Annotated in this window: 27 protein-coding genes and 2 tRNA genes; 14 read left to right on the forward strand and 15 right to left on the reverse strand. The window is 68.7% G+C overall.

Translation table 11 applies throughout. From position 1 onward, the window contains the following. Positions 1 to 837 precede the first annotated feature (837 nt). The 4 genes from ACYVJS_RS02560 to galU all read right to left on the reverse strand — a co-directional run bounded on the left by ACYVJS_RS02560 (position 838) and on the right by galU (position 3,454). Positions 838 to 913 (reverse strand) — tRNA-Ala (locus ACYVJS_RS02560). 46 nt (positions 914 to 959) lie between these two features. Continuing rightward, on the reverse strand, positions 960 to 1,859 hold the full coding sequence (locus tag ACYVJS_RS02565; protein ID WP_460737496.1) for a large exoprotein: 900 nt from the start codon (positions 1,857 to 1,859) through the stop codon (positions 960 to 962). A gap of 57 nt (positions 1,860 to 1,916) precedes the next feature. Beyond that, the gene (locus tag ACYVJS_RS02570; RefSeq protein ID WP_243233557.1) at positions 1,917 to 2,552 is read right to left on the reverse strand and encodes a GNAT family N-acetyltransferase; all 636 of its coding nucleotides are present in this window, start codon (positions 2,550 to 2,552) and stop codon (positions 1,917 to 1,919) included. A gap of 17 nt (positions 2,553 to 2,569) precedes the next feature. After that, a complete protein-coding gene (gene galU, locus ACYVJS_RS02575) occupies positions 2,570 to 3,454 on the reverse strand; it encodes a UTP--glucose-1-phosphate uridylyltransferase GalU (protein WP_460737499.1) in 885 nt (294 codons plus the stop codon). Between the two features lie 53 nt (positions 3,455 to 3,507). Here galU and ACYVJS_RS02580 point away from each other — a divergent pair, with 53 nt between their 5' ends. From ACYVJS_RS02580 to mscL, 3 genes are read left to right on the forward strand one after another with little or no spacing between them, the layout of a single operon-like run. Beyond that, the gene (locus ACYVJS_RS02580; protein WP_460737501.1) at positions 3,508 to 4,113 is read left to right on the forward strand and encodes a 5-formyltetrahydrofolate cyclo-ligase; all 606 of its coding nucleotides are present in this window, start codon (positions 3,508 to 3,510) and stop codon (positions 4,111 to 4,113) included. Between the two features lie 21 nt (positions 4,114 to 4,134). Next, complete coding sequence (locus ACYVJS_RS02585; RefSeq protein ID WP_460737503.1) at positions 4,135 to 4,419, forward strand: FmdB family zinc ribbon protein; 285 nt, start codon at positions 4,135 to 4,137, stop codon at positions 4,417 to 4,419. A 35-nt stretch (positions 4,420 to 4,454) separates the two neighbouring features. Continuing rightward, a complete protein-coding gene (mscL, locus tag ACYVJS_RS02590; RefSeq protein ID WP_460737505.1) occupies positions 4,455 to 4,874 on the forward strand; it encodes a large conductance mechanosensitive channel protein MscL in 420 nt (139 codons plus the stop codon). 4 nt (positions 4,875 to 4,878) lie between these two features. Here mscL and ACYVJS_RS02595 read toward each other — a convergent pair whose 3' ends face one another. Further along, a complete protein-coding gene (locus tag ACYVJS_RS02595; RefSeq protein ID WP_460737507.1) occupies positions 4,879 to 5,061 on the reverse strand; it encodes a hypothetical protein in 183 nt (60 codons plus the stop codon). After that, positions 5,048 to 8,740 carry an AAA family ATPase gene (locus ACYVJS_RS02600; protein ID WP_460737509.1) on the reverse strand — a complete coding sequence of 1,231 codons (3,693 nt, stop codon included), beginning with the start codon at positions 8,738 to 8,740 and terminating at the stop codon, positions 5,048 to 5,050. Before ACYVJS_RS02600 ends, ACYVJS_RS02595 begins: the two co-directional genes overlap by 14 nt. A gap of 198 nt (positions 8,741 to 8,938) precedes the next feature. Here ACYVJS_RS02600 and ACYVJS_RS02605 point away from each other — a divergent pair, with 198 nt between their 5' ends. Further along, positions 8,939 to 9,457 (forward strand): methylated-DNA--[protein]-cysteine S-methyltransferase, encoded by a 519-nt coding sequence (locus tag ACYVJS_RS02605; protein WP_460737511.1) that lies wholly within the window; start codon positions 8,939 to 8,941, stop codon positions 9,455 to 9,457. Positions 9,458 to 9,478: 21 nt separating this feature from the next. Here ACYVJS_RS02605 and ACYVJS_RS02610 read toward each other — a convergent pair whose 3' ends face one another. Both ACYVJS_RS02610 and ACYVJS_RS02615 read right to left on the reverse strand, forming a co-directional pair. Beyond that, positions 9,479 to 11,095, reverse strand: a complete 1,617-nt coding sequence (locus ACYVJS_RS02610) for a solute symporter family protein (protein ID WP_460737513.1) — start codon at positions 11,093 to 11,095, stop codon at positions 9,479 to 9,481. Next, a complete protein-coding gene (locus ACYVJS_RS02615; protein ID WP_460737515.1) occupies positions 11,092 to 11,445 on the reverse strand; it encodes a DUF485 domain-containing protein in 354 nt (117 codons plus the stop codon). The genes ACYVJS_RS02610 and ACYVJS_RS02615 overlap by 4 nt, the downstream gene beginning before the upstream one ends. A 131-nt stretch (positions 11,446 to 11,576) precedes the next feature. Here ACYVJS_RS02615 and ACYVJS_RS02620 point away from each other — a divergent pair, with 131 nt between their 5' ends. Both ACYVJS_RS02620 and ACYVJS_RS02625 read left to right on the forward strand, forming a co-directional pair. Further along, the gene (locus ACYVJS_RS02620; protein WP_460737517.1) at positions 11,577 to 12,425 is read left to right on the forward strand and encodes a LuxR C-terminal-related transcriptional regulator; all 849 of its coding nucleotides are present in this window, start codon (positions 11,577 to 11,579) and stop codon (positions 12,423 to 12,425) included. Between the two features lie 27 nt (positions 12,426 to 12,452). Next, positions 12,453 to 12,800, forward strand: coding sequence for a histone-like nucleoid-structuring protein Lsr2 (locus ACYVJS_RS02625; protein ID WP_460737519.1), 348 nt, complete (start codon positions 12,453 to 12,455; stop codon positions 12,798 to 12,800). 6 nt (positions 12,801 to 12,806) lie between these two features. Here ACYVJS_RS02625 and ACYVJS_RS02630 read toward each other — a convergent pair whose 3' ends face one another. Beyond that, positions 12,807 to 13,196 (reverse strand): ester cyclase, encoded by a 390-nt coding sequence (locus ACYVJS_RS02630; protein WP_460737521.1) that lies wholly within the window; start codon positions 13,194 to 13,196, stop codon positions 12,807 to 12,809. A gap of 86 nt (positions 13,197 to 13,282) precedes the next feature. Here ACYVJS_RS02630 and ACYVJS_RS02635 point away from each other — a divergent pair, with 86 nt between their 5' ends. The 3 genes from ACYVJS_RS02635 (at position 13,283) to ACYVJS_RS02645 (ending at position 15,160) form a co-directional block, all read left to right on the forward strand. Next, a complete protein-coding gene (locus tag ACYVJS_RS02635; RefSeq protein WP_460737524.1) occupies positions 13,283 to 14,239 on the forward strand; it encodes an epimerase in 957 nt (318 codons plus the stop codon). Between the two features lie 8 nt (positions 14,240 to 14,247). Beyond that, positions 14,248 to 14,694, forward strand: a complete 447-nt coding sequence (locus ACYVJS_RS02640) for an SRPBCC family protein (RefSeq protein ID WP_460737526.1) — start codon at positions 14,248 to 14,250, stop codon at positions 14,692 to 14,694. A gap of 265 nt (positions 14,695 to 14,959) precedes the next feature. Continuing rightward, a complete protein-coding gene (locus ACYVJS_RS02645; protein ID WP_460739852.1) occupies positions 14,960 to 15,160 on the forward strand; it encodes a helix-turn-helix domain-containing protein in 201 nt (66 codons plus the stop codon). Here the strand turns inward: ACYVJS_RS02645 and ACYVJS_RS02650 are convergent. Further along, on the reverse strand, positions 15,136 to 15,384 hold the full coding sequence (locus tag ACYVJS_RS02650) for a VOC family protein (protein WP_460737528.1): 249 nt from the start codon (positions 15,382 to 15,384) through the stop codon (positions 15,136 to 15,138). The genes ACYVJS_RS02645 and ACYVJS_RS02650 overlap by 25 nt on opposite strands. Positions 15,385 to 15,614: 230 nt before the next feature. Between ACYVJS_RS02650 and ACYVJS_RS02655 the strand changes: the two genes are divergently transcribed. After that, complete coding sequence (locus ACYVJS_RS02655; RefSeq protein ID WP_460737530.1) at positions 15,615 to 16,421, forward strand: alpha/beta fold hydrolase; 807 nt, start codon at positions 15,615 to 15,617, stop codon at positions 16,419 to 16,421. Between the two features lie 38 nt (positions 16,422 to 16,459). Further along, positions 16,460 to 17,137, forward strand: coding sequence for a HEAT repeat domain-containing protein (locus ACYVJS_RS02660; protein WP_460737532.1), 678 nt, complete (start codon positions 16,460 to 16,462; stop codon positions 17,135 to 17,137). Positions 17,138 to 17,149: 12 nt separating this feature from the next. Here the strand turns inward: ACYVJS_RS02660 and arr are convergent, their stop codons facing one another. From arr to ACYVJS_RS02680, 4 genes are all read right to left on the reverse strand, one after another. Next, the gene (gene arr, locus ACYVJS_RS02665) at positions 17,150 to 17,566 is read right to left on the reverse strand and encodes an NAD(+)--rifampin ADP-ribosyltransferase (protein WP_460737534.1); all 417 of its coding nucleotides are present in this window, start codon (positions 17,564 to 17,566) and stop codon (positions 17,150 to 17,152) included. Between the two features lie 37 nt (positions 17,567 to 17,603). Further along, complete coding sequence (locus ACYVJS_RS02670) at positions 17,604 to 17,978, reverse strand: hypothetical protein (RefSeq protein WP_307323878.1); 375 nt, start codon at positions 17,976 to 17,978, stop codon at positions 17,604 to 17,606. 23 nt (positions 17,979 to 18,001) lie between these two features. Further along, the gene (locus tag ACYVJS_RS02675; RefSeq protein WP_460737536.1) at positions 18,002 to 18,709 is read right to left on the reverse strand and encodes an alpha/beta fold hydrolase; all 708 of its coding nucleotides are present in this window, start codon (positions 18,707 to 18,709) and stop codon (positions 18,002 to 18,004) included. Positions 18,710 to 18,991: 282 nt separating this feature from the next. Next, positions 18,992 to 19,438, reverse strand: coding sequence for a GNAT family N-acetyltransferase (locus ACYVJS_RS02680; protein ID WP_460737538.1), 447 nt, complete (start codon positions 19,436 to 19,438; stop codon positions 18,992 to 18,994). Between the two features lie 499 nt (positions 19,439 to 19,937). Between ACYVJS_RS02680 and ACYVJS_RS02685 the strand changes: the two genes are divergently transcribed. Further along, on the forward strand, positions 19,938 to 20,192 hold the full coding sequence (locus ACYVJS_RS02685) for a hypothetical protein (protein WP_460737540.1): 255 nt from the start codon (positions 19,938 to 19,940) through the stop codon (positions 20,190 to 20,192). A 33-nt stretch (positions 20,193 to 20,225) separates the two neighbouring features. Then, on the forward strand, positions 20,226 to 20,726 hold the full coding sequence (locus ACYVJS_RS02690; protein WP_460737542.1) for a hypothetical protein: 501 nt from the start codon (positions 20,226 to 20,228) through the stop codon (positions 20,724 to 20,726). 144 nt (positions 20,727 to 20,870) lie between these two features. Here the strand turns inward: ACYVJS_RS02690 and ACYVJS_RS02695 are convergent. Further along, positions 20,871 to 20,945 (reverse strand) — tRNA-Arg (locus ACYVJS_RS02695). A 130-nt stretch (positions 20,946 to 21,075) separates the two neighbouring features. Here ACYVJS_RS02695 and ACYVJS_RS02700 point away from each other — a divergent pair. Next, on the forward strand, positions 21,076 to 22,017 hold the full coding sequence (locus ACYVJS_RS02700) for a nuclear transport factor 2 family protein (RefSeq protein ID WP_460737544.1): 942 nt from the start codon (positions 21,076 to 21,078) through the stop codon (positions 22,015 to 22,017). Positions 22,018 to 22,026: the final 9 nt, after the last annotated feature.

Here is a 22,026-nt window from a genome sequence, read left to right on the forward strand (position 1 = left end):
AATCTCACCCAGCCGAAGCTGGAACGAGGTTATTTGGCATTTGACAAGTGCACGCTGTTGAGTTCTCAAGGAACGGATGCTCCTGCCGCTCGGCCTCTCAGCCTCGCCCGCAGGGCAACTTCTCTATCTTAGCCGTTTCGCTCGCCGTGTCAAATCCGCCGGAGCGGATCGTTCTCACCGCCGAGGCGGCGATCGACGGAACGATCGGCACCCCACACGCACGTCAGATCCGAGATCTTCTCGCTTGTGTGGGAGTGTGTTCTCCGCTTGAGGGGAACGGGGCTTCAGCCTCTCCGTTCTTCCCTGTGGGGCGAACAAGTAATAAGTTACGTGGGTTCCGGCTATCTGCCAACTCGGGCGCACCTCCCGGGCGTGTCGCGCATGTTTCCGGCCGATGACGTTCCCGTCGCCCGCTCTCCCTCCTCCGCAGCACCTCTCCCCTTCCTCTCCCTCTCCCTCTCCCCGCGAGACTGCATGTGCGTCACGAGATCACGGGTAATGACAGTGATCTCGCGCGGGAGATGCAGTCTCGGGAACGAGATGGGCGTCGCTGCGCGCCCGGCGTCTGCCGACCGGGACGAGCGCACGGTGTGGCAGCACAGCGCGCGCCCGTCCCCCGTCGAGGCAGCATCGGGGTCGCCGATATGTCGGGGGCACGGACGGCACGGTGCTCACATCACGGGGGGCTGGATAGCGGAGGCGCCCCGGCATCCCCGCGAGACTGCATCTCCCGCACGAGATCACGGGTGAACACAGTGATCTCGTGACCAGGATGCAGTCTCGCGGTCGAGAGGACACCGAAACGAGAAAGGCCCCCGCTGAGCGGGGGCCTTTCGGTGGTGGACCTGAGGGGATTCGAACCCCTGACCTCTTCATTGCGAACGAAGCGCGCTACCAACTGCGCCACAGGCCCGGAACTCAAAGAGCCTATCACGGCCCGAAGTGGCGAATGAACCGCGTCAACCCGCTACGCGACGGGTGGAAAGCAGCCGGCGAACGTGATCCTCGATCTCCGCATCGTCGACGTATCCCATCCGTGCGAAAGGCGACTCCTCGGGCACCTTGGCGACCCGTGCGGTATCGATCGACGGCGGTGCTGCCTGCTCCGCGCGCTCGCGCTTGGCCTCCTCGACAGCGGCACGACGAAGCGCGGCACGCGCATCTGCCGCATCCTGCACGAGGGACGCCCGCGACCCCGAGGTTGCTGCCAGCGGACGGGGCAACGAGCGCGGCTCCCACGTGGCGGGAGCGGACTGTGTCGGCAGTGCGACATCCTGCACATCGACCCGGCGGCTCTCGACTACCGCCTGCGGAACGGGAGCGACTCGGCGAGCTGCCCGACGCGCCACCCGCGACATCTGCTGCAGCATCAGCACCGAGACGACGAAAACCGCACTCGACGCCCACAACACGGTGGCGCTCGCCGTTGTCAGCTGCAGCCAGATTCCCAGCCCCGCTCCTGCGAGCGCCAGAAGCGCCAGGACGGTGGCGGTCAGCCGCGCGCGCCTGCGAGCCCGCGCCATGCGCACCTCAGGACGCTCGCGCACCGCACGGGCCTCCTGCTTAGCGGCGGCAAGCTCTTGGCGTGCGGCTTCGAGGTGTGCCCGCTCACGCTCGGCGAGCGTCTGACGGGCGAGCTTCTGCTGCGCGGATGCGGTGCGAGCGGTCAGCTCGAGCCTCACCTCTTCGGGCGTCTCGCTCGTCTCGGCGAGAACGCGAAGGGCCTGGTTCAGACGGACGGCGTTGCGCTCGGCCGCGTTGTACTGGTGCCGACTGTGCCATGACGGCAAAAGGTAGAGCAGCCACAGCGTCACGGCGACGAGGAAGATCACTCCTCCGCCCAGCACCTGTCCACCCATGCCGTCAACGGTAGGCGACGCATCCCGGCCGACACGGCAAGCGTCGGCGTGTCGGCGTCAGTCGGAGGGGGCGATGCGGTCGCGCTCCGGCACATGCGCGGCATCAGCCGGCGCACGCCCGGCCACCCATCGAGCCAATACGCCTTCCGGGACCTCTTCGCGTGTGAGCGCGAAGGCATAGTGATCGCGCCAGTCACCGTCGATGTGGATGTAGCGACGGCGCAGACCCTCGTAGCGGAACCCGAGCTTCTGCACGACCCGCAGACTCGCATCGTTCTCCGGTCGGATACAGATCTCCATCCGGTGCAGCCGCAGCTCCGTGAAGCAGAGATCGGTCGCGAGAGCCACCGACGTCGGCGTGATGTCGCGACCGGCGAACTCGCGGGCCACCCAGTAGCCGATCGTCGCCGATGCGAGCGATCCCCGCGCGATCCCCCATACGTTCAACTGGCCGGCGACGCGCCCGTCGTACTCCATGACGAACGGCACGCCGGCACCGTCGCGATACTGCTGGAGCAGCCGACGGATTCCGATCTTCATGTCGAGAAGCACCGCACCGTCGGGGCTCGTCGCCTCCCACGGGCGCAGCCACGCGCGGTTCGACATCAGATGATCCTGCAGCACGCGCGCATCGCGTGCACGGATCAGACGGATGCCGACCCGCCCGTGTTCGCGCGGCGCCGACAGGTCCACCTCGAACCTCCCCCGGTTCAGAGTCCGGCGACGAAGTCCTTCAGCCAGGGCCGCAGGTCCGGGCCGAGGTCGTCGCGATCGCTGGCGAGCTGGACGATCGCCTTGATGTAGTCGAGTTTGTCTCCCGTGTCGTAGCGCCGGCCACGGAAGACCACGCCATACACGCCGCGCTCGGGATCCGTCGCCAGCTCCTCCAGCGCATCGGTGAGCTGGATCTCGCCGCCCTTACCGGGTTCGGTGTGCTCGAGCACCTCGAACACCTCAGGGCCGAGGACGTACCGGCCGATGATGGCGAGATTGGAGGGCGCGTCCTCTTTCTTAGGCTTCTCGACGAGGCCCGTCACCTTCACGACACCGTCCTCATCGGTCTCCTCGACTGCCGCGACACCGTAGAGGTGGATGTTCTCCGGGTCGACCTCCATGAGGGCGATCACCGCGGCACCGCGCTTGTCGTACTCGGAGAGCATCTTCGACAGCAGCGGGTCGCGCTCATCGATCAGGTCGTCGCCCAGCAGCACCGCGAACGGGTGATCGCCGACGTGCGCCTGCGCACGCAGCACCGCGTGCCCGAGCCCCTTCGGCTCTCCCTGACGCACCATGTGCACGTCGGCGAGGTCGGAGGAGTGCTCCACCTTCGCGAGCTTGCTGGTGTCGCCTTTCTCCCGCAGCTTCTGCTCCAGCTCGGGCATCGCATCGAAATGATTCGCGATGTTGTTCTTGTTGCGACCGATGATGATGAGCACGTCCTGGATGCCGGCTTCGACCGCCTCCTCGACGACGTACTGGATGGCGGGCTTGTCGACGACGGGCAACATCTCCTTCGGCATCGCCTTCGTGGCGGGCAGGAATCGTGTTCCCAGACCCGCAGCGGGAATGACGGCCTTGAAGGGCTTGTGACTCATGCCGCGATCCTATCGGCACTCCTCCGGCGGTTGCGGTCCTTAGAATCATGTGCATGTCAGACGGTGACGATCGCAATGCAGTGGACGACGTCAAGCGCGCACTCCGCGCCGACCTGCGGGAACGGCGGCAAACGCTGTCGGCCGCCGCGCGGGACAGCGCGGGCGCGGGAGTCCACCGGCAACTCGACGCCCTCACCGCGGCGCACCATGTGAGATCGCTCTCCTGCTTCCTGTCGACCAATGCCGAGCCCGACACGCGTGAGTTCGTGCGCGAGGCCGTGCGGCGCGGCATCCGGGTACTCCTGCCCGTCACACGGGTGGACGGCCTGCTGGACTGGGCCGTCGCCACGGAGGACGGCGAGATCGCGGAGGGCCTGTTCGGCCTCCCCGAGCCCGTGGGCGAGCTGCTGGGCCCGATCGCCGTCAACGACGTCGACCTGATGATCGTGCCCGCCGCCGCCGTCGACCGTCGAGGGATGCGGCTGGGATGGGGTCGCGGGTACTTCGACAAGACGATCGGCTCGATGCAGAAGTGTCCTCCCGTCTACGCAGTCGTGTACGACTCAGAGATCCTCGACGCCGTCCCCACCGATGTGCACGACCAGCCCGTCGACGGTGTCGTCACTCCCACCCGCACCCTGACGCTGCGCGCGCGCTGAGCGCCTGACCCCGGAGCCACCATGCCCACCTACGCCTATGCCTGCAAGACCTGCGGGCACCGCTTCGACACCGTCCAGTCCTTCTCCGACCCTGCGCTGACCGAGTGCCCCGCCTGCGGCGGCGTGCTGCGCAAGGAGTACGGCTCGATCGGCGTCACGTTCAACGGTTCCGGCTTCTACCGCACCGACTCGCGCGCCGGCACCTCGAGCCCGACCTCGACCGGCACGTCGGGTGGAGACTCCGGCTCGTCCGGGGCATCATCGAGCACGGGAGCCCCCGCTCCTGCCGCCCCCGCGGCATCCTGACCGGCCCGGGCGCCGTCGACATGAGGAGAGATTCGATGATCAAGGGTTTCAAGGAGTTCATCCTCCGCGGCAACGTGATCGACCTCGCGGTCGCGGTCGTCATCGGTGCGGCGTTCACCGCCGTGGTCAACGCGATCGTCGCGGCGATCATCACGCCGCTCATCGCCATCTTCTGGAAGGCGGACGAGAACGGCGTCCCCGGCATCGATGTTCCGGACATCTACGGCGGCACGGTGACCTTCCCCATCGGCGGTCTCATCACGGCGATCGTGAGCTTCCTTGCCGTCGCGATCGTCGTCTACTTCGCGTTCGTCATGCCGATGAACCTCTGGAAGGCACGCCAGGCCGCGCGGGCCGGTGTTCCCGAGCCGGAGGCAGCCCCGGCTCCCACCGAGCAGGAGCTGCTGGTGCAGATCCGCGACCTGCTCGAGCAGCAGAACAAGACCCAGCCCTGACGCCTCAGTAGTGCGGCGGGACCTCGCGCCGCATCCGTTCGTCGTTCGGCCCCTTCCCGGACGCTGCGGATGCGGCGTCGTCGCCTGCGCTCTCCGGTGCCTCGACGGCACCGGGAGCAGCTGTCAGCCGCGCGCGTCGCGCTCCCTGCACGCGCACGACGCGCTGGCGGTCGTCACTCGTTGACATCGATCGGCTGCGTGCTCGCCTGCGGCGAGGCACCCTCGACCCCGAGCAGAGTCGCCACGCGCGCCGCGACCGCCGCGGGGTCGCTGTAGAGGTCGAAGGCATGCACGCGCAGGTAGTGCCACCCCAGCCGTCGCAGGATCTGCGGGCGCAGACGCAGCGACTCGCGCAGGGACTCGGGACGCGTCTCCGGGTCGCTCTCGACCACGACGGCCTTGCCGTCATGGCCCGCCACCAGGGGCAGCAGCCCGCGGTAGTCGAGATCGACCTTGATGCCCTTGGCGCGCAGCTCACGGGCGAGAGCCCGGGTCAACGGGTCGGCGAGGTCTTCGAGACGCGTCTCACGCGCTCGTGCCGCCACCCCACCCAGGATGCTCATGAGCGTCGCGGCTCCGTGCTCGAGCCTTCCGTCCTCGAAGGCGCTGGGACGGATGGAGGAGACGATCACCATCGAGCGACGAGCACGCGTCATCCCCACCGTGAGCAGTCGCTCGCCGTCCGCCGTGGACAGGTCACCGAAGTCGCTGAGGACGCGGCCGTGCTTGGTCAGCCCGAATCCGAGCGAGAAGATGACACGGTCGCGACTCTCCGCGACCGACTCCTCGAGCGTCAGCACGGCGAACGGCTCGGCCGTCTCGCGCGACACGAAATCGGCCACGTCGGCGCGGCCCGCGAAGGCGACGTCCACGGCCGCACGGATGCGTTCCGCGTGCCGCCTGCTGGCCGTGACGACCATGAGGCTCTCAGCGGAACGGTTGACCGCGTGCTCGGTCACGAGCGTCACGACGCGCGCGACCTCCGCATCGGGGCTCTCGACGGCACCCGAAACGGGGTCCGGCGTGCCGGTTCCCCCCTCGACGTAGTCGACGCTGAGGCTCCCTCGACCGAGGTAGGCGCCGGCCCAGGGCAGCGAGACCAACTCACCGCCGTAGAACGCGTCGTTCACGAGCTGCGCCAGGTCCTCGCCGCCGGCGCGGTAGCTGCGGGTCAGAGTGGCGACGTCGAGCAGCTCCGCCATCCGCTCGAACACCGAGACCTCATCGAACGGCTCGTCGAACTCGTCCGCCACCGCACGCTCGCCCGCGCCGACGGCGAAGGGTGTCGGCTTCTGGGTGACGGGATCGCCGAAGAGCACCACCTGCCGCGCGCGGCGCAGCGCCGGCGCCGCCTCCGCGAGGCAGAGCGCTGCCGCATCCGCGATGATCACGACGTCGAACGGCGGGTGATCGGGGATCTCGGGCACCTCGTACGGCGAGGCGAGCCACACCGGCGCGAGAGTGCGCATGAGGGTGGGCGCCGCTCGCACGAGCTGCTCGGGAGCCGAGACACCGCCCTTGAGCGCCTGCTTGAGGGCGGCAGCCTCGTCGGCGTGATCGACCAGGCCGATCTTCCACTGGGTCGCGAGCTGCGCCGCGAGGACGGGCCCGGATGCGGCGGCGTGCGCCTCGTCCACCAGCCGGAAGTCACGTTCGAGGCGGTCCAAGACCGCGGTGTTCGCACCGAGGAGTGCACGGTCAGTGCGCAGCAGATGCTCGAGGGCGGACTGCCACCACGCGAACTCAAGTTCGGCCGCGACCTGGTCCTCGGGAGCGTGACGCACCGACAGCTCGGTGAGCAGGGGGGCGAGCCCCATGCGGTCGAGTTCCGTGCGCAGGGTGGCGCGCTCGACGAGGTTCTCGAAGTACGCCGACTCGGCGGCGAGACCGGCCAATACGCGCATCAGCTGAGCTACCGGCAGCGAGGCCAGACGGTTCGACTCGCGACGGCGCAGGATCTGGTCGAGTTCGCCGAGCTGCGCGTGCACCCGCTGCCAGGCGACATGCACGTCGGCGAGACCGACCGGCACCTCGGGCACGACGCCCGCATCGACCAGCCGCTGCCAATCGGCGCGCTGCTGCTGGATGCGCACGAGCGACTCGTACATGTCGCCGACGTGCACCCCGGGACGCACGTACTCGCGCGACAGGCGCTTGAGGCGGCGTCGGTTCGCGCTGGACATGTCGGCGGAGTCTCGCTTGGGCGCGTGCGCCTGGATGAGCTCGACGAGCGGGCGCTCGAAGACGCTCGGGCTGAACTTGTCGAGGGTCTCGCGGATGCCCTGCAGCAGGCGCAGATAGTCGCCGAGCTCATCGATCGTGCGGAAGGGCCGCATCCGCGTCTGCGCGATCATCTCGTAGCCGCGCTCGAGCAGACTCGGGACTTCGCGGCCGCTCAGCTTGCCTGCGAGCGCGTGTGCGGCGCGTGCGGACTCGGTGGTGTCGAAGCTCACGCCGTACCAGGGCGAGTCGTCGGGACCGAAGCGGAACTCCCCCAGCTTCGCCGCGGCCACGAGCTTCGCCGCCGCCTGCGGCCGCGCGTCGCGCAGGGCTTCGAGCGTGGCGATGTCGAAGCGGGCGGTGGTGGACGGCGCCGGCGATAGCGCGCTCAGCTCGGTCAACTGGCGCACGACCTGCAGGGCCGAGGTTCCGAGACTGGGATGTGAGGCGGTCAGCGCGCCCCGGTAGTCGCGCAGGACTGTGCGCAGTCGTAGCAGCGCGTCGTCGATCTCGGCGACCTTCGGCGGCTGGGCCTTCTCGTTGCGTCCGATCGCGCGGATGAGATCCCGGTGCAGGTGTCGCGGCGTGACGGCGAGCGCGTCCAGACCGATGCCTGCGAGGCGATGACGGACACCGTCGAGGGTCGAGCGGCGAGCGCTCACCACGAGCACACGACGGCCGCTCTGGACGAGGGCGCCGATGGCGTTGATGACCGTCTGCGTACCTCCGGTGCCGGGCAGGGTGTGCACCGCGAGCGAGTGGCCGGCGGCGATGCGCGCGAGCACCGCCTCCTGTTCCTCATCCGCATCCAAGAGAAGCGTGTCCGCCGCCGGTGTGCGCTCATCGGGGCTGGTGACGCGGGGAAGCGCGGGACGCACGGCGAGGCGCGCGCGCTCGTCGGGATGCCCCGCGAGGGCGTTCAGCACCGGGTGATCGAGGTCGGCGGTGTCGCGAGCCATGCCCGATCCGACGTCGACGAAGTTGGAGACGACCAGGCGCGGGACGACCGTGAAGGTCGGGATGTGGGTCGTGAGCGCCCGCAGGTGGTCGATCACCGGCTGCGGGCGGAACACTGCGCCGTCGTGAGCGAGGCCCGCGAGGGCCGCCGAGTCCAGGTGGATGCCGAAGTGCGTCCCGAGCGCCCGCACGAGCTCCGGGTTGACGATGAAGGAGCCGTGGAGCTTGAGCTCGAAGTCGGTGTGGTGTCGGCGGATCGCGAGAGGTCGCAGCAGCACCGGGGCCGTGCACATGATTCCGCCGATGCGCCAGGAGGCCATGCCCACGGCGAGAGAGACGGTCTCGAGACCCCTCGCGGTGCGCAGTTCCACGTTCTTCGCGGTGATCCGCTCGGCCGCCATCCGCGCGGTGCGCAGAGCCACCTCGTCGCGGTAGAGGTTCGACAGCAGCGTCGATCGGCCCGTCAGGAACTGCGGCAGGCTCCCCGGGTGCGCCTTGTTGATGTCGACGCCGCGCTCGGGCGAGTCCTCATAGAAGAGGAGCGTCGAGCGTCCGCCGAGCAGGGCCGCCTGCGCGCGAAGCCGCGCACGCTCGGGGTCCGCCACGTGCGCGACGACGACGCCCGGCTCTGCGACGCCGAGATCACTCGGGCGCACCGGATTCGTCGCCTCGTCTGCACCAGAGATCATGGTGCCTTCTCCACGCCACACACGTGTCACCATAGGCGTGAGATGGGCGACCGGGCCTCAACCACGGCCGAGTTTCGCCGGATTCGCGACACGCCGGAGGGACCGGCCGTTCCTCCCCACGATCACCCGACCCGCGCGTTGTGCGCCGGCCGGACGCTTTCACGGGGGACGGACTGCGCGCACGAGAAGGATGAGCTCATGACTCCGACCGGCTTCCGCATCCATCCCACGCCCCTCGGCGACGCCCTCGTCCTCACGAGCGACGCCGGCCTCATCGGCTTCGACGTCCTCCTCGCACCGCTCGGCTCCGCCCTCGCTGCGTGGACCGAGCGCCTGGGCCGGGAGCCTGTGCCGCTCGACGGCGATGCGGATTCGCTGCTCGAGCAGGTGGACGAGTACTTCGAGGGGACGCGCACCGCGTTCGACATCGACCTGGATCTGCGTCTCGTGGGCGGCTTCACCCGCGACGCGTTGGAGGCGATCTGCCGCATCCCGTACGGCGAGACGGCGAGCTACGGCGAGATCGCGGCGGAGGCCGGTTCGCCGCGGGCGCATCGCGCCGTCGGATCGGCCTGCGCCCACACGCCGATCTCGCTCGTGATCCCCGCGCATCGCGTGATCCGTTCCGACGGTTCGATCGGCGAGTACGGCGGGCGCCCCGAGCACAAGCGCTACCTGCTCGATCTCGAGGCCGCGCATCGTCCGGCGGGCGTGTAGGCCGCCCGCCGGACGATGTCGCTAGTGGTCGACGGCCTTCTCGGCGCCGAATCCGGTGAGAGAGCGTACCTCCATCTCCGCCGCCTTCTTCCGGTCCTCAGCGCGGCGCGAGGTCACCGACCCCAGCCAACCGAGGAAGAAGCCCAACGGGATCGAGATGATGCCGGGGTTATTGAGCGGCCAGATCGCGACACCCACGTCCTTGAACACGCTCGTGGGCGTGCCCCAGAACACCGGCGACAGCACGATCAGCACGATCGCCGCCCCGAGTCCGCCGTACATGCTCCATACCGCACCGCGCGTCGTGAACTTGCGCCAGAACAGCGAGAACAGGATGGTGGGAAGGTTCGCCGAGGCGGCGACGGCGAAGGCCAGCGCGACCAGGAACGCCACGTTCTGACCCTGTACGCCGATGCCGCCGAGGATGGCCAGCACGCCGATGACGATCACCGTGCGCCGCGCGACCTTGACCTCGCCATCCGGCGGGACGTTGCCCTTCTTCACGACGCTCGCGTAGATGTCGTGCGCGAACGACGCGGCCGCCGTGATCGTGAGGCCGGCGACGACCGCGAGGATCGTCGCGAACGCCACCGCGGAGATGAAGCCGAGGAGGACCGGACCGCCCAGGTACAGGGCGAGAAGCGGAGCCGCGGAGTTGACGCCACCCGGCGCCGCCGCGATCGTCTCGGGCCCGACCAGTGCTCCCGCGCCGTAGCCGAGCACGAGGGTGAGCAGGTAGAAGAGGCCGATCAGCCAGATCGCCCACACCACGGAACGTCGTGCCTCCTTCGCGGTGGGCACCGTATAGAAGCGCATCAGCACGTGCGGCAGGCCCGCCGTACCGAGCACGAGCGCGAGGGCGAGCGAGATGAAGTCCCACGGGTTCTTGCCGTACTGCAGACCGGGACCCAGCACCGCTTCGCCCTTGGGCGAGGCGGTCACCGCGCTCTCGAGCAGCGTATTCAGGTTGAATCCGTTGATCGCGAGCACCCAGACGGTCATCACGAGCGCGCCGCCGATGAGCAGGAACGCCTTCACGATCTGCACCCAAGTGGTGCCCTTCATCCCGCCGATGAGCACGTAGACGATCATCAGCACACCGACCACCGCGACCACGATGGACTGCCCGATCTGGTCGCCGATGCCCAGCAGCAGCGAGACCAGACCACCGGCGCCCGCCATCTGCGCGAGCAGATAGAAGAAGCACACCGCCAGGGTCGTGATGGCCGCCGCCATCCGCACCGGTCGTTCCTTCAGTCGGAACGACAGGACGTCGGCCATCGTGAAGCGTCCGGTGTTGCGCATGAGCTCGGCCACGAGCAGCAGCGCGACCAGCCACGCCACCAGGAACCCGATCGAGTAGAGGAACCCGTCGTAGCCGTTGATCGCGATGGCACCGCAGATGCCGAGGAAGGATGCGGCCGACAGATAGTCGCCGGCGATCGCGAAGCCGTTCTGCGGGCCGGTGAACGAGCGACCGGCCGCGTAGTAGTCGGCGGCGGTCTTGTTGTTGCGCGACGCGCGGATGACGATGAAGAGCGTCACCGCGACGAACGCCGCGAAGATGGAGATGTTCAGGACCGGATCGTTCTCGACCGTCTGGACGGCTGCATGGATGGCTCCGAAGACCTCGTTCATCGCGCACCCGCCTCTCGCCGCTCCAGGTCCTCACGGATCGCGCGCGACTGCGGGTCGAGGCGCCGGTTGGCGTAGGCGACGTAGGCCATGGTGATGACGAACGTCGAAACGAACTGGCCCAGCCCGAGCAGCAGACCCACGGTGATGTCACCCGAGACGCGCGTGGCCATGAAGTCCGCCGCGAACGACGAGAGCAGCACGTAGGCGAAGTACCAGAGCAGGAACGCGATCGCGAGAGGGAAGACGAACGCGCGCTGTGCTCGTTTCAGGCGTTGGAACGGGGGTGATTCCTCCACCTCGATGTAGTCGATTCCTGCGCCGTCGGCGACGCGGTCGTGCGATTCAGTCATGTGGCCTCCTTGCCTCATGCCGCGGATGCGGGGTGTCCATCCGAGCCGTCGTCGCCTCTTCGCGGCGATGGTAGGGTCGACGCTACGAAAATCGGCAACGAGGCCGACACCCCCGGAAGTAGGTAGCACCTATGTCCCCCGGAACCACCAGCGACCTGCAGTTGATGACGCGCGCCGTCCACGATCTGGTCGCCCGCACGCGCTTTCCCGTCGCCTTCGGCGGGCTCGTCCGCGAGCACTCCGTGCACGTGAGTTCCATCGTCGGCGCCCGCGGGCGGACCATCGAAGGCCTCATCGTGCGCGAGCAGCGGGGACTCGGTGGGCGGGCGCTCACCGAAAAGCGTCCACGGCTGGCTCTGGACTACCGCAGCGCGCGCGGGATCACCCACGATTACGACGGTCCGATCCTCGGCGAAGGCATCGCGACGCTTTTCGCGGTCCCCGTCGTCGCGTCCGGCCGCACCCGCGGGGTGCTGTACTGCGGGTCCTGGGCTCAGACGGCCGTCGATGATGTGACGGCGGCGCCGGCATTGAGGATCGCCGACGCCCTCGCCTCGGAGCTCCGCATCCGCGACGAGGTCGCCCGCCGTGTCGAGCGCGCAGAGGATGCGGCCCCGGAGAGCGCATGGGATGCGGCGGCGCGCGAGCAGGTGCGAGAGAGTTTCGCGGAGCTGCGGGCGATCTCCGCCACAGTCAGCGACGCCGCGTTGCGAGAGCGTCTCGCTGCCGTGGAACGCCGCCTCGCCGAGGTGGCGGCGGGCGATCGTCCCGCATCGTCGACACCGGTGCAGCTCTCACCGCGCGAGTTGGACGTTCTCGCATGCGCCGCTCTCGGCTCGACCAACGCGCAGATCGCTCAGGAGCTCGCGTTGAAGGAGACGACCGTCAAGTCGTACCTCGCGGCGGCGATGTCGAAGCTTGAGGCCACGACGCGGCACGCGGCGGTGGCCAAGGCACGCCGGGCGCGGCTGCTGCCCTGACCAGCCGCGGATCTGTATGGTGACGTCATGGCGCGCAGAATCGTCCACCAGCTCGTAGACGACCTCGACGACTCCGTTCTGGAGGTGGGCGAGGGAGAGACCGTGCTCTTCTCCCTCGACGGCATCGCCTACGAGATCGACCTCTCGGATGCGAACGCCGCCGCTCTGCGTGACGCGATGGCCCCGTACGTGTCGGCGGGCCGTCGCATCTCGTCCGCTCGGTCAGCAGCGCCCGCCCGGTCACGCGCGCGATCGACGTCCGCCTCGCGCGACCTCACCGCGATCCGCGAGTGGGCGAAGGCCAACGGTCACCAGGTGTCGGAGCGCGGACGCGTCGCCGCATCCGTCATCGACGCCTACGACGCCGCGCACTGACGCGAGTCACGCGCCGAGCTGCTGCCTCAGCTCGGCGTCTCCGGTTCCCGTAAACTCGACGATGCGTCTGCCGGACACCCGATACATCGCGAACTCCGCGACGTTGACGTGGCGACGTGTGGCCGAGATTCCGCGGTAGACGCCGACGTGGGTTCCGCTGCCGCGAAGGTGCGCCGCGACGCGGTCGTCCTCGATGACGAGCTGGATGCGGCGCCACTGCCAGTCGGGGAAGGCGTGGAACAGATCCGCGAGATCGGCGATCCACGCATCCTGCCCACCCGGCAGGTGCGCGCGGCGCACGTCCGGATCGACGAGGCCGCGCACCGCGTCGAGGTCGTGACGGTTGCATGCGTCGAGGTACTCGGCGTGCCACTCGCGCAGTTCCCACGGCTCCATCGGCTCCATTATCGCGGGCGCTGCGCACACGCACCGCGGACCACCGATACGGTCGAAGCACGAGCGACCAGCGGAGAGCAGAGCGCATGACGAAGAATCGGACGGTTGTCGTCGCGGGGGCGAGCGGATTCGTGGGTCGCGAGATTGTTGCGGCTCTTCGCGCCGATGGCTATGACGTGCGCCGCGTGGGCCGCACCGAGGGCGTGCGCTGGGACGACCCGGCCGCCCTGGCGGCTGTCGTCGACGGCGCGGAGCTTCTCATCAACCTCGCCGGCAAGTCCGTGAACTGCCGGTACACCGACGTCAACCGGAACGAGATCCTGCGCTCCCGCGTCGAGACCACTCGGGCCCTCCGCCACGCCGTGGCAACCGCCGAGGACCCGCCGTCGCTGTGGTTGAACGCATCCACGGCGACGATCTATCGGCACGAAGAGCAGCGTCCCAACGACGAGGCGTCCGGCATCGTCGGAGAGGGATTCTCGGTGGATGTCGCGCGGGAATGGGAACGGGAGTTCTTCAGCGACGAACTGCCCCACACTCGCCGCGTGGCGCTGCGGATGGCCATCGTGCTCGGCGACGGCCCCGCGCCGAATCTGCTGCGCCGGCTCGCGCGATGGGGACTGGGCGGGCCGCAGATCGACTCGCCCTGGTTTCCGCACCGTCGATACCGCGGCATCGGACCGCACCCGACCGGATCCCCGCGTTCCGGCTGGCACCGGACGCGGGGACGTCAGAAGTTCAGCTGGATCCACATCGACGACGTGATCGGCGCCGTCCGGTTCCTCGGCGAGCACGAGGAGATCGAGGGCGTCGTGAACCTCGCGAGCCCCGAGCCGACCGACAACCGCACGCTCATGCGCGCACTGCGCCGGAAGACCGGCATGCCCATCGGGCTGCCCGCGTGGCGATGGATGCTGGAGCCCGCGATGTGGGTGTTGCGTACCGAACCGGAGCTCGTCCTCAAGAGCCGATGGGTCGTCCCGGGCGTGCTCGACGCCGCCGGATACACCTTCCGCCGACCGCATCTCGAGGATGCGATCTGAGCAGAAGCATGGTCTCGAGCTTCATCGTCGTCACCCGCGCGAGGGTTCCCGTCGAGCGTCTGTTCGATCAGTCGCTGAGCATCGACGCGCACGTCGAGTCGATGGCACGTTCCGGTGAACGCGCCGTCGCCGGCGTCACGAGCGGTCTCATCGGCCTGGGCGAGACCGTCACCTGGAGCGCCCGGCACTTCGGCTGGCGCTTCCGGATGACATCCGAGATCACCGCGCTCGATCGTCCTCGCCGCTTCGTCGACGAGCAGGTGCGCGGTCCGTTTCGAAGCTTCCGTCACGAGCACCGATTCGAGACCCAGGATGGGCAGACCGTCATGACCGACATCCTCACGATCGCGTCGCCGGTGTTCGGCCGGCTGGCCGAACGACTCGTGCTGGTGCCGTATCTGCGGCGGCTCATCCGGCAACGCAACGATGTTCTGGTGCGGGCGGCGGAAGACTGACCGCACGCTTGTCGCTGCCCGCGGGCACAATGGCAGCGTGTACACCGAACTGGCGCTGCCCGACGGGTCGGCGCTCTGGCGCTCGACCGGTGGGGCGGGCGGCGCGGTACCCGCCGACGGATGCGTGGATCTCATCCTGCTCGCCGGCCGCGCCGCCGTGGAGAACCCGTGGTCGCGCACCGTCCAGACGCGCGCGGGGCGCGGGATTCCCGCCGGCCGCGTCGCTGCCGAGATGAACGAGAGCGAGCGCACCTTCCGCCGTCGGATGCGTGAGCGCTTCGGGTACGGGTACGCGATCCTCGTGCGCATCGAGCGGGCGCGGCGCGCACAGGAACTCCTGCGGACGGGCCTCCCCCTCGCGGACGTCGCCGCGGCCGCGGGCTTTGCCGACCAACCGCATTTCTCACGAGAGTTCCGCCGGCTGGTGGGCGCCAGCCCCGCTCAGTTCGCGTCGAGCGCCGCGTAGAGATCGATCGAGTTGCCGTCGGGGTCGAGGAGAGTCGCGTACCGCTGACCCCACGGCGCATCCCAGGGCGCGACGTGACCCGCGTAGCCGATACCGACGAGCCGGGCGAAGACCGCATCCACCCGGTGCGGCGTCTCCTGCTCGAAGGCGAGCGCGATCCGATGACCCCGGAGGCGGGCTCGTACGCCGGATCGAAGCTGCGGATGGTGTCGAGCGTGTCCCACGCGAACGCGACCCCGTCATCCAACCGCGCATCGACACGCGCGGCGTCATCCTGTCCTTCCGCGATGTCGACGCCCAGCGAGCGGTAGAATGCGAGGGAGGCAGCCATGTCCTGCGTGACGATGCCGACGAATCCGAGTTTCAGTGCCATGGCCCCCACGCTAGGTGTGTCCGGGTGCCAGGTCTTGAACCGAACGGCCACGATGTCATAGACGCGACATACGCTCGAGGGGTGATCTCACGCACCTCCGGATCCGGTCGCCCCATCGTCATGATCCACGGCTTCGGCGTCGATCACCGCATCATGCTTCCCCTGGAGGAAGCGATCGGCGACCGGCCCTGGCAACGCATCTACCTCGACCTGCCGTGGGCGGAGGGCGCACCGCCGTCTGATGCTACGAGCGCTCTCGAGGTCGCCTCCTCGGTCATCGACGACGTACGCTCGGCGCTCGGCGAGGAGCCGTTCGCGATCATCGGCAACTCCTTCGGCGCGATGATCGCCCGCTACGTCGCGCACGAGATGCGCGAACAGGTGCTGGGGCTGGCCACGCTCGCCGGTGTCTTCGAGCCCCGCCATGACGCGCGCGTCGTGCCGCCGCGGCAGGTGCTCCGTGTCGACGAGGCCGTGCTCGACGCTGCGGGTGATGTTCGCGGCGACTTCGCCGAGGTGAGCGTGGTGCAGGATGCGGCGTCGTTCGCCGCATTCACCGAGTATGTCCTTCCCGGCCTGCGCGGCTCCGACCCGATTGTCATCGACCGCATCGCGGCCGACTACACGCTGCCCGCTGTTCCCGAACTGGCGCACCCCGAGCCGTTCACCCTGCCGGCGCTGCACCTTTTCGGACGTCAGGACGACGTGGTGGGGTACGAGGACGGCTTGCGCTTTCGCGACCACTATCCCCGCGGCACCTACGCGGTCCTGGACCTCGCGGGGCACAACGTGCACCTGGAGCAGCCGCAGATCACGACGGCGCTGATCCGCGACTGGCTGCAGCGCATGGATACGCACGCCGCATCCGGGCATTATCCCGGCGCCTGACATTCTCCGTCGCGCCAGGCGAGGATACGGTCAGCGGTATGACCGACTGGCAGACGCGGTTGCGCCAACTGCCCGTCGAGGAGTGGGCGACGCTGCTCGACACGAACTCCGGGCTGCCCGGACCCCGCGCGAACACCTCGCTGGCCACGGCGTTCGCGGTGGTCGCCGACGAGTCCGCTCTCCTCGCGCTCGGCCCCCGCGACGACGAGTTCACCGCGATGTGCGTCGCGACGGCGTACGGCGCCCGCGCCGACGAGGCGGAGTGCGCCGCCGCCGCTCTGCACGCCGCATCCGACGAGCGGTGGCGCGTCCGCGAAGGCGTGGCGATCGGCCTGCAACTCCTGGGCGATCGCGCGTTCGACCTCCTCGCCGACCTCGTGACCGCATGGGCCGAGTCGGAGGATCCGCTCGTGCAGCGTGCCGCGGTGGCGGCGATCTGTGAGCCGCGCCTGCTCCGCTCCCCCGCATCCGCCGCCGTCGCCGTGAGGGTCTGCGACCGCGCCACCGAGCTGCTGGCCCAGCGGCCCGCCTCGCAGCGCCGAGACGCGAGCGTCCGGACGTTGCGGCAGGCCCTCGGCTACGGCTGGAGCGTGGCGATCGCCGCCGACGCGACTGCCGGGTTGCCCGCCTTCCTGGCGCTCGACACGTCGGATGCCGATGTCGCATGGATCGTGATGGAGAACCGCAAGAAGAAGCGCCTGTCCGTCCTGCTGTGATCGCGGACCCGGTCAGTTGGTGATCTGCGCGTCCGGGTTCTCGTTCAGCGCATCGATGCGATCCCGCCACGACTGCAGTGCTTCGGGGGTCAGACGAGTCCAGTCGGTCACTTCCCGAACGATCCGCAGCGGCGCCGCGCTGCGGTAGGAACGCGTGGGATTGCCGGGGAACTTCTTGTCCGTGACGTTCGGATCGTTCTCGAACGGTCCGGTCGGTTCCACCTCGTAGACGTGCGGGGTCTCATCGTCGTCTCGCGCCGCAATCTCTGCCGCAAGACCCGCGCCGTCCACCAGCGCCGTGAAGTAGATGTGGTTCATCACGACCTCGGGACGGTAGTTCGAGCGGTGTCCCGCGACCAGCAGATCACCGGGTGACAGGCGCACCTTGGTGCCGTGGAAGAAGGGTCCGCCGTCGAGTGCATCGCTCACCCGGCACAGGTTAGTCCTGCGAGCGGACCGATCGCCGCTAGAGGTTCCGGTCAGCCTTGCATTGGTCGCGGATCGCCTCGAACGCATCGGATGCGGCCTGGAACGCCGCCTTGCCGTCGGGGCTCGAGGGTGCGGCGGTCACCGCGTCGAGCGCCTTGTCGGCTTCCTTCATCTGCGCCAGCATCCACTCCGGCGCACCGGTCGAGGCGCGGCTCACCGCATCCCGCACCGCCGCGCGCCCCTCGGCCACCGCACCATCAGCGCGACCGGGAGTCTCGGCGAAGCTCGCGTACTCCTGCCAGGAGTTCATGACGTTGAGGCAGGCCTCCGCACTGGTGCGAGCGGAGCCGGAGGCGCACCCGGCCAGCGCCAGGACGGCGAGCAGGGGCAGGACGGCGAGACGTCGGTACACGCCGCTCAGGTTAGGAGCCGAACTTAGGCGCTGATTGACAATGCGGCCGATCGCGCTGCGGTCGCGATGACCTCGGCCACGGCCTCGGGCTGTGTGAAGTACAGCGCGTGACTCGCCGGGACGTTCGTGATGGCGGCACCGGCACGTGTCGCCATGTGCTGGAGCATCGCCTGGTCGAAGGCGCGATCGTCGGTGGCGATGACTGCCCAGCTGGGCTTGTTGCGCCACGCCGCGTGAGTCACCGCAGCCCCGAAGACCGCCATGTTCACCGGCACCTGCGCGTCACGGAGGAAGGCCGCATCCGCATCGCTCGTATCCGCCGCGAAGCCGGGCTTGAAGGCCTCGGGGTTGAGGAAGCCGAAGCCGTCGTCGCCGACGTCGATGACGAACTCGGGGGTGGGTGCGAACCCTTCGTACTGCTCGCCGCTGGTCTGCCCCGCATCCGGGATGAGCGCCGAGACGTAAACGAGACCCGCGACCTTGTCGTGGACGCCAGCCTCGGTGATGACCGTGCCACCCCAGGAGTGGCCGACGAGGATCGTCGGTCCGTCCTGGCGATCCAGTACGCGGCGGGTGGCCGCGACGTCGTCGTCGAACGAGGTCAAGGGGATCTGTGCGATCGAGACGCGGTGGCCCGATGCGGTCAGAGCGTCGTAGACGCCCCGCCATCCGGATCCGTCTGCGAACGCTCCGTGCACCAGCACGACGTTGGTGATCCCTGTGTCCTGCATCTTTCCTGCCCCCTTCATCCGTGTCGCCGACGTCTGCCGAGGACTGCAATATATTGCATACTGCTCATGGGCACCAGTACCGGTTTGCACGGGCATGCCGATATCTGTGTCTCACTTGTGCACGCCGCCACGCCGCAACACGTGCACGATGGAGACACGCAGGAGGCAACCCCTGCTTCGTGTCTCAGTCGTGCACGCCGGATCGACCCCGGGCGTGCACGATGGAGACACGCAGGTGCCGTGGTGCGGCGCGACAGACTCGGCCCGAGACGGGGCTGTGCGTCAGAGGTGCAGCAGGGTGCGGGACGACGTGAAGCCCGCGCGCTCGTACAACGGAACCGCGAGGTCGCTGCTGTGGACGACGACCCGCTCTGCTCCGCGAGCGGTCGCCTCGTCGACCACGTGCGTGATCAAACGCTGCCCTACCCCCCGCTCTCGGTAGTCCGGATCGACGTACACACCCTGCAGGTCGGCAGTGACGCGCGTCAGAGCTCGAGGACTCGGCACCCGCTCGGTGAACACCACCCACGCCGCTCCGCGGATGTCGCCCTCAACCTCCGCGACGTAACACTCGTGCCGCGCGGCGCGCGCCCACTCGACGAACGCCGCGACGAAAGCACCGCGTTCCGTCGCCGGCACCGCGTTCTTCTCATCGACGATCGATGACCACCGCAGCTCGGCGACCGGAGTGAGATCGACGTCGACAGCCCTCCGGATGCGCAGATCCATCCCCACACCGTAGACCGCCCCGCGCGATCTCGCGAGGGAACTGTGCGCGGATCCGTGCTGCCCAGGCGCCCGATAGCCGCTCCACGGCGTCCGGCGCAATGCCTCCCGGCAGCCAGAAGATGCGCAATCGAACGAAAACCCCGGATAAGGCGCGGATCCCGCGATGTCTGAGAACTGCCGCAGAGTTGCCGCCCCTTGCCTCTGTGCTCGTTGTGCACGAACGTGGCCGACGGTCGTGGCCGGCAAGACAAGGCGGGAGTGTGACATGAAGAGTCGTCGGAAGCTGAACGCAGTCGGAGCCGTCTGGCTCGTGGCGATGCTCACGGCATGCGCATCGCCCTCTCCACCCCCAACGCAGACCCCCGGCCCCACGACGTCAACGAGTGCCTCGGACGGGCCTTCGGATCAGGAACGGTTCGCCATGCAGGGAGACATGATCCTGGCCCAGTACCCCAGCGCCGCCCCGGCGGGTGAATTCTCAGGCAGAGAGGACGAGACCGTGACACTGCCCGCCGCGGGACTGGCCGCTCCGGTCGACGTCGTCGTGCTCCTGACCTGTACCGGCTCGGACAGCTACTCGGTGACTGTGGAGCAGACCCACCCCAACACCGTGGGCGCCACATGCGGCACAGCGGGCACATCCATTGCAGCCGTGCCGCTCGATGACCCGTCGACCGCGACGACCCTGCGGATCGATGTCCCGGACGCAAGCACGTACTGGCTCACGGCCTACTACACACGAAAGGAAGGGTGAGAAATGAACATGACAGGTCAGCGATGGACGAGGGTGACTGCAACGGCGGTCCTCGCGGTCGCGATGACCGGGGCGGGGGTCGGCGCGGCGAACGCCGCTGACGTATCACCCAAATCCGAATGCTCGGGAAGCGGTCCCGACATCGCCGTGTCGAACGTGAGCACCGTCTACGTGCCGGGAACATTCCGCGCTTACGGCGACGGAGGGGCCACACTGACCATCTCGGCGGGACAGACCAGCGAAGTCCACTCCGACGTCTCCGTCTCCGGCAGCGTGAGCGTCGGTTCGGTCATCGCACAGGCGTCGGTCACGGCAGGGGTGACGCTTGGCGAGTCGTACTCGGTGACGCAGTCCGCTTCCGGGAGCTATACCGTCCCCGACGGGCTCACAGGTCAGTACATCGAACTCGGCGCGGCGGGAAGGTCGTTCGACTGGTCCGCCGCGACGTACAACTCCGGATGCGTCCTCATCGATCAGCAGTCCGGATCGAGTATCGCTCCGACGGACAGCCCGTACTTCTACAAGAGTTGGTAAAGCCGAGCTCTCTCGAACTGCCCGCGAGACTGCATCCTCTTCACGAGATCACGAGTAAACCCCGTGATCTCGTGACGCAGATGCAGTCTCGCGGGAGAAGTCCTCTCGCGGTGCAAGGCGATGCCGGGTGAGATCACGAAGTCGTGGTGCCCCTGGAGGGATTCGAACCCCCGACCCGCTCCTTAGGACGGAGTGGCTCTTCCACTGAGCTACAGAGGCTGGCTTCCCGAGTCTACCGGGCGCGGTGCGCCGGATGAGGGCACGCGCATAGCTCTCGCTCACACTTCCTCCAGCGGACCTCCAGCCCTTCCTTCGACCGCGCAGAAGATCCGCGGCGAGCGTGGGACGCATGAGCATCCGACGTCGCCCTGCCCCGCTGCTCATCGGCAGCATCGCCCTTCTCACCGCAGGCATCGCCCTCACCGGTTGCGCGGCGATGCCAGCGTCGGCCGGTGACGCCAGCACCGCAGCCACCACCACCGGCGACGCCGGCAGTACCATGTCCCCCGCCGAGCAGGCGAACCAAACGCTCGTCACCCAGCTCATCACCGAGGCCTTCCCCAACCCCGACTCGCCGGATGCGGACGCCGCGGCCCAGGCGGCCATGGCACCGGATGCGGTCGCGCACGGCGCCGGGCTCACCGCTGGGCCCGACGGGCTGCTCGCCCAGTTCCGCGCGGACCACGCCCGCGTCCCGGGGGCCCAGGCAGTGATCAAACACCAGGGCGCGGATGGCGACCTCGTGGCGGTGCACTGGCAGATCGCAGAAGACCCCGACGACGAGCGGACGGGCGAGGCCGCCGTCGATCTGTTCCGCGTGACCGACGGGAAGATCACCGAGCGGTGGTCGTTCGCCCAGCCCATTCCCCAAGGCACACCCGCCAGCGGCAACACGAACACGATGTTCAGCGACCTGTACGAACCGGGCGACCAGGAGTCCACGCCGACGCCGGAACTGGACGAGGCGAACAAGAAGCTGGTCGTCGATGCGTACAACACGCTCTTCCGCGACCACGATGTCAGCGTCCTCGACCGCGCGTTCGACCCCAACTACCTGCAGCACAACAGCGTCGCACCCAACGGCACCGCGGCGCTGAAGACCTTCTTCGCTGGCACGACCTTCCCCCCGCAGCAGGCCGTGCTCTCGGTCTCGGACGGCGGCCTCGTCTGGATCTTCTCTCAGCCCGTGGGCGCCGGCGCGAACGACGCGTTCCCCGCCGCCGACATCTTCCGCGTCGACGACGGCCTCATCCGCGAGCACTGGGACGTCGTGCCGCCCACGGCCGGATGACGCCGGTCG

The organism is Microbacterium neimengense, from assembly GCF_054782995.1.